Here is a 10,476-nt window from a genome sequence, read left to right on the forward strand (position 1 = left end):
CGCTTTCGAAAATTATATTCCCGTCAATCAAAGCGAATAGCTTATTCAACTCGACAGGTTTCCAGTCTTCATCGTCACTCAGAGGGGTTGAAGCAACCAAAAACCCATCATCATTTTTCAAATAATACAGGGAATTCCTCATGTTTGAATGTATGTAAGTCAAATCCCCATCAAAAATCATTAAGTTCAATTTGTTGCCTTTTGACAGGTCAGCTATGATTTCGTTCAACAGCTCAAACCTCTCCTTGATGGTTGATATTGCTCCTTTGCTCCTTTCAAATTCGTTGACCTTATCAATAATATACAGGAGTATTCGCTCGGAATCAGTATCCCCGTTTTCCTTATCCTTGTATTTGTCCAATTCAGGATAATCGAATATTGTGCCGTTATGTATCAGCATCCAGGATCTGTTATTATCGTCAGCTTCAGTGAAGGGATGGCAATTTGGAGATATTATTTCGCCTACTGTCGCCAATCTGATATGAGCGAATACGTTTTTTCCAACAACAGGATTTGATAATATGTCTTTCAAATGTTGACTACATGCTGCTTTTACTGGTTCTTTATCTATAACAAATTCATCGGATTGCATATTAGCCAACCCCCATCCATGAGGATGGTTTTCTGAGTGATTATAAAAACATTCTAAACATTTGTTTACTTGTTTTGGCGTATTAGAATTAAAACAAAAAATTTCACACATACAATGCCCTCCCGTTATTGAATAAATATTACAATTGTTATATTGTAATAACAATTGTTATATACCTTATATTATTTAAAGATTTTCAAAAAAAGTCAGTTTTTCATGAAATTGACATGGTCAATGTATCTTTTTAAAACATCACAGACAGGACCTTCATCCATTACCAGTTTGATTCCTGCATCTTCTGCCTTGATTTTGGATTTGAAACCATATTGAACAGCAATTAATACATCGCAATCACTGCAGGCTTTGATAACCTTGCCACCCTGATGCTTTGCATCTTCAGCTATTTCAACATCCCTTCTTTCAACAAAGCTGACCTCATCCAGATAGTCATAGACATATACTGACTTTCCGCGTCCGAGATGCAGATCCACATTTTCCCCATCGGAAGACACTATCGCAATTCTCAATTTAACACCCCATAATTATATACTTTAAACTTCAGCTCCATCTAATGCATGATTGCAGATGCAATCTAGTGAATCATCCACATTTTTTATGAAATTATATATCAGTTCAAGTAGGTCAAGCTCCTTTTCGGCAACCATTTCGAAGACTTCATCGATTGTCAGGTTATTTTCTGAAATCCCTGATGCATAGTTTGACACGATGCATATTGAATTATAGCACATCTCCCTCTCACGGGCCAGTGTGACTTCAGGAAGCCCAGTCATGCCGACCAGGTCCCCTCCAAGCATTTTGAACATTTTGATCTCGGCAGGTGTCTCAAATCTTGGCCCTTCAGTGCACACATAGGTTCCTCCAAGGATTACCTCACCGGATTCGTTTAGCACATCCCTCAGATAGCTGCAATAGGGTTCGGTGACGTCAATATGAACTACCTTATCCTCAAAGAACGTTTTAACCCTATTCTGTGAGAAGTCAAGAAAGTCATCCGGAATGACAAATGAACCAGGAGGCATTTCCAGATTCATGGACCCGACAGAGTTTGTGGCTATCACCTTTGTAACGCCGACTGTCTTTAATGCATCAATATTGGCCCTATAATTAATTTTGTGAGGCGGAATGCTGTGTCCTGATGCATGGCGCGGGATAAATGCTACCTTTTTGTCAAAGATATCTAAAATGGATACTTCAACTTCCCCATAGTCTGTTTTGACTAGCTTTTCCACACACTTGTCTGCCTTTTGAGTGATTTCGTATACTCCGCTTCCACCGATAATGCCAATCATATTAACTACCCTTTACAAACTGAAAGCGGTTTAACCTTTGCAACCAATTTGGCAATTCCAGTGCTGTCTGATACGCGGACAACACTGTCCACATCCTTATAAGCGCCAGGAGCCTCTTCGGCAATCACATTTTTACTGGTTGCCTTGATTCTGATTCCTCTTTTTTCCATGTCTTCAGTGATTTCATCAGCAGAGAAATCTTTTTTGGCTTTGGACCTTGACAACACTCTTCCGGCACCGTGAGCGGTTGAACCGAATGTTTCCTCCATTGCAACATCAGTTCCATGCAATACGTATGAAGCGGTTCCCATTGTGCCTGGAATCAATACCGGTTGTCCGACAGCCCTGTATTTTTCAGGAATTTCTTCTCTTCCGGGACCGAATGCACGGGTGGCTCCTTTTCTGTGAACCAACACATCCATTTCACGATTGTATACTTTATGGGTTTCCATTTTGACGATGTTGTGAGCCACATCATAAACAATGCCCATTTCCATGTCCTTTGCGGATTTTCCCAAAACGTCTTCAAAGGTTTCGCGAACCCAGTGAGTCATCATCTGCCTGTTTGCCCAGGCATAATTAGCCGCAGCCGCCATTGCCTGAATATAGTTTTGAGCTTCTTTTGAATCAAGCGGAGCGCAAGCCAATTGCCTGTCATCAAGGCTGATTTTGTATTTTTTATAGGCCTTATCCATCACCCTCAAGTAATCGGAACATACCTGATGTCCGCATCCTCTGGAACCTGAATGAATCATGATTACAATCATTCCCTTTTTAAGGCCGTAAACTTCAGCGACTTCCTCATTGTAGATTTCATCAACTATTTGAATTTCAAGAAAGTGATTTCCTGAACCTAGAGAACCCAATTGTGGAATTCCTCTTTTTTTAGCCTTGTCTGAAACTATGCTTGAATCGGCATCCTCCATTCTTCCGTTTTCCTCCAGCACTTCCAAATCTTCAGGCCATCCATATCCATTATTGACAGCCCATTCGGCGCCGTAATCAAGCACATCATTGATTTCGTTTTCATCCAGCTTGATTCTACCTTTGCTTCCAACGCCTGATGGAATATTTTTAAACAGCTTTTCTGTAAGCTCATCCAGGTTATCTTCAATGTCTTCAAGAGTCAAGTTTGATTTGATTAATCTTACTCCGCAGTTGATGTCAAATCCCACCCCTCCTGGAGATACGATACCGTTTCTTAGGCTGAATGCTGCAACCCCACCAATCGGAAAACCATAACCGTAATGAATATCCGGAAGTCCGATTGAGTATCTTTGAACGCCCGGAAGGCAAGCCACATTAACAATCTGTTGGACTGCTCCTTCTTCAAGAGCCTCGAAACTTTCATCATCAATGTAAAATCTTCCGGAAGCCCTCATCTTTTTGTTGTAGGAGCCCGGAATCTCATAAACGTTATCCCTAACTTTTTTAATCTCATCTTTAATAGCCATAAAAATCACTGAATTATTATGTTTTAATATTTATGGGTGATGTTTAAATAAAGTTTTGGTAGTCAGAATAAACATTGCAATTTTTTCAATAAGGCAGATATCTTTGAAATCATATCTTAAATCCACAATCCAATTGCCTAACAAAACTATTACTCTTCAAATTCAAACCCCACAATAATTCGGATGCTTTTTTAAGTAGTTTACGGCACCAAATAAAATATATAAAATCTGAATTATTTTCATTCAAAAATTCAATGAAGAAATTTAAATCATATTCGTCATTGTCATCATAGTCCGCATTGTTTCTAACAACACGCAAATTGTTTAATATTTCAGCCATTTCATTTTCGGTAGGGTCACTAGAACTTTTCAATTCCTTGTATGCCTCAGAATGCACATTATGTTTAGGTTTCATCAAATGATACCTGTTTTTAACATTAATGAGATATCGCCTAACTATACCGAAAAATCCATAGTATAACCTGCTAATTGCTAAGCGCAAGGATGCTTCATCATCCTTTCAGCCAAAACTTTTGCCAAATATATATAATTTATCCAGTCGAACATTGATTTCACCATGAAAAATTGCTTTTATAATGAAATGTTGTTCCCACGTGAGAATATTTACTTTAAACTAAAGTAAATGGACTTGAAATTCCAATTTAAGGAATATTATGTGGCAAATAGTTTAAAAAGATTTTGTTGTTTTTCAAAACAAAAAAACAGGATGAAGTAAAAATTATTTTCTGAACAACAGTAAGACCCCAGCCGCAAGCAGGAACAATGCGCTAATCACATTTATGTAGTCTGCACCAGCAATTACAAACATAGTTGCAATGATGAAACCTACACCCGCAAAATCAGGGCTTTTTCTTATATAATAAGTTGAAATGAATCCTAAAATGGAAGCCAAGATAGCTATGATACCCAAAAATGATATGTGTGCCTGTCCAAAGCTTTCAATAAAAATTAGAAAAGAACCTGAAAACATTCCTATAATGGACCCGATTGCACCCATCACCATTTCAAAAGTTCTTGAGGGGGTTCTAGTTCGTTTCATATTAGTATTTATGGACTGTCATATTATATATAAATTACAAATCGACAATTGCCCGAAGCTCGTAGCGGTCGGTTTTCTTAACATCCATCATGTGAAATGTTATTGCCTTTATTTCGCTTTTGCGCTCATGCTTATCCCAATCGATAGCTTCCCCTTTAATTACTGCCTTCAAATCATACCCGTCATCCGATTTTGAAATATCCACATCAAATTCGCTGAAAAGCATAAAGTCTATTTCATGGCAAAAGAGAAGCTCCTCAAGATAATCATATAAGAGAGCCACTTCATCTGTTGAGGTGATTTCAAATGATTTGGAAATTTCTGAATCAACATTTGATGTGTCTGATATTATATTAAAAATGGCCAATCCCGCATTTTCAAAGGCTTCGTTTAACGTATTTCCATAAGCTTTAAGGCCAATGTCGGCAGTCACATCAAAATACTCAAATTTTTTCATGATCTTTCCTCAAAAATATTAGTTTTCAAATGCTCTCTCGCACTTTCTTTATATCCATATATTATTATAGTAGGTATAGTGATTAAAATGTTATGGGATACAGATACTACACAGCAAGCAGATTTAAGGAAAAAAAGTTCAATAAAGGATGAAATTTTGTTTAGTGACTATGATGCTCAATCTTGCATGGTAATGCTACTTGTAATAGCTGCATTACTTTTATCAGTTGTTTCTGTTGTTGCAGCACAAACTCCAAGTATAATTTAAGCTTGGATCCTATTTATTTTTTAAATACAATGCCAAACCCTTAGTGCTGTGCATTAGATAGTGGCATGCCATGCAATACACTCTAATGAAACAGAAACTCATTTATACCAGGAAAATTTAGATGGTGTAATCATCGGGGTTAAAACGCAATATAATTTCACGAGAATTTCCCCTAACCCCTTTTCCTGTAAATTTAGTGTCTATTAGCCTTACAAATTCTAATTTTTCCAAAGACCTGTTGAATGAAGCATAGCTAGACTTGGTTTTTTCCTTATAGCTTTCGGCAATTTCTCCAGCAGGACATACTCCATCATAACTGACTATCATTCTCAGCAGCTCTTTTTCCTGATCGCTTAGTGCCTTGATGGTTTCAGAAATATTGATTGACACTAATGAATCAATGGCCTCATCATAGTGCTTTTGAGTGATTTCACGACTGGCATCAGCTTCTGCAATGTTTCCGCAGCTATTCAATAGCCTGATTCCTATTCTCAGGTCGCCGTTTTCATAGGTATACATTGCAATTTGCTCCAATATCTCATCGCCTAAAACATTCGGGTAAAATCCTGCCTTTACCCTGTCCCTTAGGATATCCTCCACTTCGCTGTAGGAGTAAAGCGGGAAATGAATTTCCTGGGGAATAAAAACGGTATTGACATTTTTATCGAAAGCATATTTGAATTCCAAATCAGAGAGAATTGCAAAAATTGATGTCCTGACACCAGGATATTCCTCATATGCCCTTAAGATATCGTAGAATACCTTGTTGGCAATCTTGCTCTGGAACAGATAATTGACATCATCGAATGCAATTACCAATCCCTTTCCGGTTTTTTGAAGCTCCTTCATAATTTGGTCATAGATTCTTGAAAATGGAACGCCCGTTTCGGGAGGGATATGTCCAAAAATCTTTTTGTAAATCTGGGAAAATAGTCCAAAACGAGTTGTATGAATTTGGCAGTTGATATAAACACATATGACTTTTTCTGTGCTTTTTTCAACAAGCTCGAATACTTTTCTAACTGCTGTTGTCTTGCCTGTTGCCGGCGAGCCCAAAATAACTGCGCTTGACGGTTGGCCTCCCCTCATGGCAGGCCGTATTGACATCGCCATTGCTTCCATTTGAGTATCCCTGAAATTATAATTAGGAGGCACGTAATCCGGATCAAAAGCATTTATGTTTTGAAAAAGACTTTCATCATACATTAAAATATCTTCAATTCCCATGTTATCTACTTTATTTTAACTATTATAAATCAATTATTATTCGCACAAGTTAATGACATCTGCATTTTCATTGTCAATTATCCACTGGGTCAATTCGGCAGCATACATCAGCTTCTTCTTTTTGAACTCGTCCGCTTCCGCCAGATCTGTTTCGAGGTTTGGCCTTGAGTATTTGGTTACGATGTCGCCGAAATCCATTCCAGCCAATGTGATTTCGCTTGCACCCAATGCAACAGCCAAAAATATTGCCCTGTCGCCGTCGGTAAATCCGCCGAAGTTGTAGATGTTTCCCACAGGCTGCGCCTGTGTTGTTCCCAGAACATTGTTGAAAAATGAAGTGTACTTGACGACAGCATCAAGATTGTCCCCATGGGCATGGACTACAATGTTTGCACCCCTCAGGTTGGCGAGAAGTATGTCGTCAATGTTTCCATCCAAATCAGTTGCTACAATGTCTGGAGAAATCCTTTCTTCAATCAAAGCGGTTGTTGCACCGTCTGCTGAAACCAAGACGTAATCCCTTAAGTCATAATTTTCTTTAAGATATATGATGTGCTCCTTTAGGGAAGGTCCTGCGCCGAATACTATGTATTTGTCTGAAAAGCCTACAATCTGGCTTAAGTCATCCAATGTAAGGCATCCTTCCTCTGACAATATTTCATCAAGCACCTTTGCTGAGTTTTCATCGCCGCTTCTTGAAAAACCGAAATCATCAAGAATCTCTTTATAATATTTTTCCCAAAGTCCAAATTCCATATTTAAACCTCACAATAATATTTTAGCAAGTAATAGATTAAATAATTTATCGGTTTAAAGTAAAAAATTGAAAAAAAAACTTGCATAACCTCCATTAATTAAAAAAAAAAGAATGAAATATGCCAAATATATTTATTTTAGCATCGAATTTGAATTCCCCTAAAAAACAATGAAAATCGACATTTAATTTTCCTTGTGAACGACATTGACCCTCTTACCGGTCAGCTTGAAATACAGATTGGAAATCTGTCTCAAAGTAAATCCCACCATGAATGCAGATATTACCGTTCCGATGCTGACGGCGGCAAAAACGTTGGTATACCACACACCACACATCATCAAAGCGATGATTACCATTGTGGCGTCAAATCCTATTTTAACTGTTGAAAATCTCCAGCCGGTTACAATTGCTATCGCCTCGACGCAACCTTCCCCCGGAAGGGGTGCGATGTCTGCCGGCATGTAGACGAATATTCCAAAGGCGATAAGGCATATGCTTATGACCAGATAGATCAAATAGAATGGAATGGTATTGTCGAAAGGGACGAATGAAACCAGATAAAGCGCCAAATCAGTGAAATATCCGAAAAGCACACAGTTAATTAACTGAAGAAGTCTCTTTTTTTTAAATCCTGAGCGTAGAATAAGCAGCTGAATCAAAATCAAAGCCGCATTGAAAAGGAATGTGGTTATTCCGATGTTGATGTTAGTGATCAATGCCAGAGCATAGGAAATGGAGCTTATCGGAGTTGTTCCTAATGTGGAGTAGATTGAAAATGCCACCCCCACCGACATTATGAACAAACCGATGACAAATGAACAAATCCTCCGAATCATAATCACACATCCAATTTAGGCCCATATCAATATATGATTCACATAACAGATTAATCTAACTGAAAATAATAACCTCCACCGGCAAAAAAAATTGCCGATAATAATATATAAAAAGCATTAAAATAAATATTAAATTAGGTTTAGAAATGCTAAATCTTTTTAACATGGAGGATATGATAATGAATGATATTTTGTTAATGCTTCCTGGACCTACAACAGTACATCAGAGAGTGCTCAGTGCCATGACAAAGGCTGTTGTAAATCACAGGGGCGCTAAATACGGTGAAATATTAACTGAAACTACTGAATTAATGAGTAAAGTTTTCCAAACACCAAATAACTCTTATTTATTAACTGGATCTGGAACTGCAGCTATGGAAGCGGCTGTTGCAAACACCGTTGCTCCGGGCGAAAAGATATTGAATGTAGTGGGTGGAAAATTCGGGGAACGTCTCCTGAAGATATCCCAAGCCCACGGAATCGAAACCAAAGAACTGGCAGTCGAATGGGGAACTGCAGTAACTCCTGAAGCAATCGCCGAAGCATTGGATGAAGACGAAGACATCAAAGCAGTAACCGTGATTCACAATGAAACTTCCACCGGTGTGGCCGCACCTATCGAGGAAATAGGTAAGGTAATGAAAAACTATGACGCACTATACATCGTGGATACAGTATCATCCCTTGCGGGAGATGAAGTGAACGTTGAAAAATTCGGAATCGACGTGTGCTTTACCGGATCACAAAAATGTCTGGCTGCACCACCGGGCATGGCCGCAATCACCTTAAGTGACGAAGCATGGGCTGCCGTTGATAAAATAGAAAGCAACACTTTCTATCTGGATATGAAAGCTGCAAGAAAAAGCGGAAACAAAGTCCCACCTGAAACCCCGTACACCCCTTCAGTATCATTGACATACGCCATGAACGAAGCTTTGAAAATGATTATGGAGGAAGGCCTCGACAACAGGGTTGCACGCCACCACAAAGCAGCAAAAGCCAGTGTAGATGCTGTCAAAGCTTTAGGCTTGGAATTATTCGCAGACGAAGCTGTTTCATCAGCAACCGTTACTGCAGTCAAAATGCCTGAAGGAATTGCTGATGCAGACTTCAGAGGAACAACCCGTGACAAATACGGCGTTGAACTTGCAGGAGGACAAGACCACTTGAAGGGAAACATTTTCAGAATCGGACACATGGGAAATATTTCCTACAAGGAATTGACCCAAACCTTTGCAGCCATTGGAATGACCTTGAAAGGTTTAGGTGTAATTGACGATGCCGGCGCGGGTGTGGCATCAATTGCAGAATCATACTTATGATTCTGACTTTCTTATTTTTTTGATTTTTTTGATTGGTTATAAGTTATAATATGCTGATTTTGTAAAAAATATATTACTTATAAGTAATAAGTGAAAAGTTACACTTGAAATGCACCTCTTTGGTATAAGTTATAAATGATATGTGAAAAGTTACACTTGAAATGAATGTCTAAATTAGTTTACTTATAAGTGATAAGATAAAAGTTACACTTGAAACACACCTCTGGAAAAAATGTAAACGCATTATAACTGAAAAGTTACACTTGAAATGTATGTCTTATAAGTGTTGAAAGTATTACTAATGGATCCTTTCAATGCCCCTGATTTTATCGAAATCCGAATCAAAACTCAAAATATTGTTAATGCCCAAATCTTGCATTGTTTTAAGAATAGTGCAATCCGAATAGTTAATCGCACCACCATATAACATATTCAAATTTAATGCTTCTAAAAAATCTTTATATGATAAATATATAATTTTAGTATCCTTTTTAAGAACATCGAAAATTTCTGATGAGGATAAATTTAATTTATGTGATTTATTAAGAATTTCAGTAAGAACAACACTATTAATAACTTTAATTGAATTTAATTTTCGATAAAACTCATATATCTCAATGGCATTTTCATGAAATTTTTCGGAGGAATTCAATAATACAAAAAGAAATCCAGTATCTAAAAAAATCATGAAATCAACCCTGCATATTCCTTAATTTAACAAGTCGAATCAATTCTTCAAAATTACCCTGATTGTTTTTCATTCCTTTTTCTATATCCGCATCATAGGCATTTTTAAGCCTACGAATGCGCTCCTCATTAGACAGATTAGAAGTATATTTTCCACCATCATATTCACCATCATCCAATCCAGTTAAAATAAGTTGGTCAATTAATTCTCCTTCAGAAATCCCTAATTCAGATGCTTTCTTTTTTAATCTTTCTTTTAACATTTCATCACCAATATCATTAATGTTAAACTCTGACAATGAAAACAACCCCCTTTAATTAATAGTATTAAAAAGCAAGTTATTAAATCATATCATCAAAGTATTACTTATTATTAAATTAGTAATACATACTATATAAACTCTCGGTTTCAAATAACAACAATTAATTAAACTCCAATCAATTAAATAAATTAAATTAAACATTAATATATAAATTTAAGCATGTATATAAATTATTTGTACAAAA

At 37.2% G+C, this 10,476-nt stretch carries 13 protein-coding genes; 1 reads left to right on the top strand and 12 read right to left on the bottom strand.

Features of this window, described 5'->3' with window-relative positions:
• From ACKI4K_RS07520 to ACKI4K_RS07565, 10 genes are all read right to left on the bottom strand, one after another.
• Nucleotides 1–703, bottom strand: a 703-nt coding sequence (locus tag ACKI4K_RS07520; protein ID WP_407423810.1) for a class II glutamine amidotransferase, incomplete at its 3' end; no start/stop codon positions are given.
• Between the two features lie 95 nt (nucleotides 704–798).
• A complete protein-coding gene (locus ACKI4K_RS07525; RefSeq protein ID WP_407423812.1) occupies nucleotides 799–1,119 on the bottom strand; it encodes a NifB/NifX family molybdenum-iron cluster-binding protein in 321 nt (106 codons plus the stop codon).
• Between the two features lie 24 nt (nucleotides 1,120–1,143).
• Nucleotides 1,144–1,902, bottom strand: a complete 759-nt coding sequence (gene mtnP / locus ACKI4K_RS07530) for an S-methyl-5'-thioadenosine phosphorylase (RefSeq protein WP_407423814.1) — start codon at nucleotides 1,900–1,902, stop codon at nucleotides 1,144–1,146.
• A 5-nt stretch (nucleotides 1,903–1,907) separates the two neighbouring features.
• Nucleotides 1,908–3,356 carry an RtcB family protein gene (locus ACKI4K_RS07535; protein ID WP_407423816.1) on the bottom strand — a complete coding sequence of 483 codons (1,449 nt, stop codon included), beginning with the start codon at nucleotides 3,354–3,356 and terminating at the stop codon, nucleotides 1,908–1,910.
• Between the two features lie 109 nt (nucleotides 3,357–3,465).
• A complete protein-coding gene (locus tag ACKI4K_RS07540; RefSeq protein WP_407423818.1) occupies nucleotides 3,466–3,771 on the bottom strand; it encodes a hypothetical protein in 306 nt (101 codons plus the stop codon).
• A 324-nt stretch (nucleotides 3,772–4,095) separates the two neighbouring features.
• Nucleotides 4,096–4,416: a hypothetical protein gene (locus ACKI4K_RS07545; protein ID WP_407423820.1), complete on the bottom strand. Its 321-nt coding sequence runs from the start codon at nucleotides 4,414–4,416 to the stop codon at nucleotides 4,096–4,098.
• Nucleotides 4,417–4,450: 34 nt separating this feature from the next.
• Entirely contained in the window at nucleotides 4,451–4,873 is a 423-nt protein-coding gene (locus ACKI4K_RS07550; RefSeq protein ID WP_407423822.1) for an archease, read from the bottom strand.
• Nucleotides 4,874–5,257: 384 nt separating this feature from the next.
• Nucleotides 5,258–6,367, bottom strand: coding sequence for an ORC1-type DNA replication protein (locus ACKI4K_RS07555; RefSeq protein WP_407423824.1), 1,110 nt, complete (start codon nucleotides 6,365–6,367; stop codon nucleotides 5,258–5,260).
• Nucleotides 6,368–6,403: 36 nt separating this feature from the next.
• The gene (locus tag ACKI4K_RS07560) at nucleotides 6,404–7,123 is read right to left on the bottom strand and encodes a 6-hydroxymethylpterin diphosphokinase MptE-like protein (RefSeq protein WP_407423826.1); all 720 of its coding nucleotides are present in this window, start codon (nucleotides 7,121–7,123) and stop codon (nucleotides 6,404–6,406) included.
• A gap of 183 nt (nucleotides 7,124–7,306) precedes the next feature.
• On the bottom strand, nucleotides 7,307–7,960 hold the full coding sequence (locus ACKI4K_RS07565; protein ID WP_407423828.1) for a YczE/YyaS/YitT family protein: 654 nt from the start codon (nucleotides 7,958–7,960) through the stop codon (nucleotides 7,307–7,309).
• Between the two features lie 179 nt (nucleotides 7,961–8,139).
• Here ACKI4K_RS07565 and ACKI4K_RS07570 point away from each other — a divergent pair, with 179 nt between their 5' ends.
• The gene (locus ACKI4K_RS07570; RefSeq protein WP_407423830.1) at nucleotides 8,140–9,282 is read left to right on the top strand and encodes a pyridoxal-phosphate-dependent aminotransferase family protein; all 1,143 of its coding nucleotides are present in this window, start codon (nucleotides 8,140–8,142) and stop codon (nucleotides 9,280–9,282) included.
• 298 nt (nucleotides 9,283–9,580) lie between these two features.
• Here ACKI4K_RS07570 and ACKI4K_RS07575 read toward each other — a convergent pair whose 3' ends face one another.
• Both ACKI4K_RS07575 and ACKI4K_RS07580 read right to left on the bottom strand, forming a co-directional pair.
• Entirely contained in the window at nucleotides 9,581–9,970 is a 390-nt protein-coding gene (locus ACKI4K_RS07575) for a type II toxin-antitoxin system VapC family toxin (RefSeq protein ID WP_407423832.1), read from the bottom strand.
• 4 nt (nucleotides 9,971–9,974) lie between these two features.
• Entirely contained in the window at nucleotides 9,975–10,268 is a 294-nt protein-coding gene (locus tag ACKI4K_RS07580; protein ID WP_407423834.1) for a hypothetical protein, read from the bottom strand.
• Nucleotides 10,269–10,476: the final 208 nt, after the last annotated feature.

Source organism: Methanobrevibacter sp. (genome assembly GCF_045644645.1).
Classification (GTDB): Archaea; Methanobacteriota; Methanobacteria; order Methanobacteriales; family Methanobacteriaceae; genus Methanocatella.

Bases quoted from the DNA above. Each gene is read 5' to 3' on its own strand.
- mtnP (WP_407423814.1), bottom strand. From the start codon at position 1,902: ATGATTGGCATTATCGGTGGAAGCGGAGTATACGAAATCACTCAAAAG.
- ACKI4K_RS07535 (WP_407423816.1), bottom strand. From the start codon at position 3,356: ATGGCTATTAAAGATGAGATTAAAAAAGTTAGGGATAACGTTTATGAG.
- ACKI4K_RS07540 (WP_407423818.1), bottom strand. From the start codon at position 3,771: ATGAAACCTAAACATAATGTGCATTCTGAGGCATACAAGGAATTGAAA.
- ACKI4K_RS07545 (WP_407423820.1), bottom strand. From the start codon at position 4,416: ATGAAACGAACTAGAACCCCCTCAAGAACTTTTGAAATGGTGATGGGT.
- ACKI4K_RS07550 (WP_407423822.1), bottom strand. From the start codon at position 4,873: ATGAAAAAATTTGAGTATTTTGATGTGACTGCCGACATTGGCCTTAAA.
- ACKI4K_RS07555 (WP_407423824.1), bottom strand. From the start codon at position 6,367: ATGGGAATTGAAGATATTTTAATGTATGATGAAAGTCTTTTTCAAAAC.
- ACKI4K_RS07560 (WP_407423826.1), bottom strand. From the start codon at position 7,123: ATGGAATTTGGACTTTGGGAAAAATATTATAAAGAGATTCTTGATGAT.
- ACKI4K_RS07565 (WP_407423828.1), bottom strand. From the start codon at position 7,960: ATGATTCGGAGGATTTGTTCATTTGTCATCGGTTTGTTCATAATGTCG.
- ACKI4K_RS07570 (WP_407423830.1), top strand. From the start codon at position 8,140: ATGAATGATATTTTGTTAATGCTTCCTGGACCTACAACAGTACATCAG.
- ACKI4K_RS07575 (WP_407423832.1), bottom strand. From the start codon at position 9,970: ATGATTTTTTTAGATACTGGATTTCTTTTTGTATTATTGAATTCCTCC.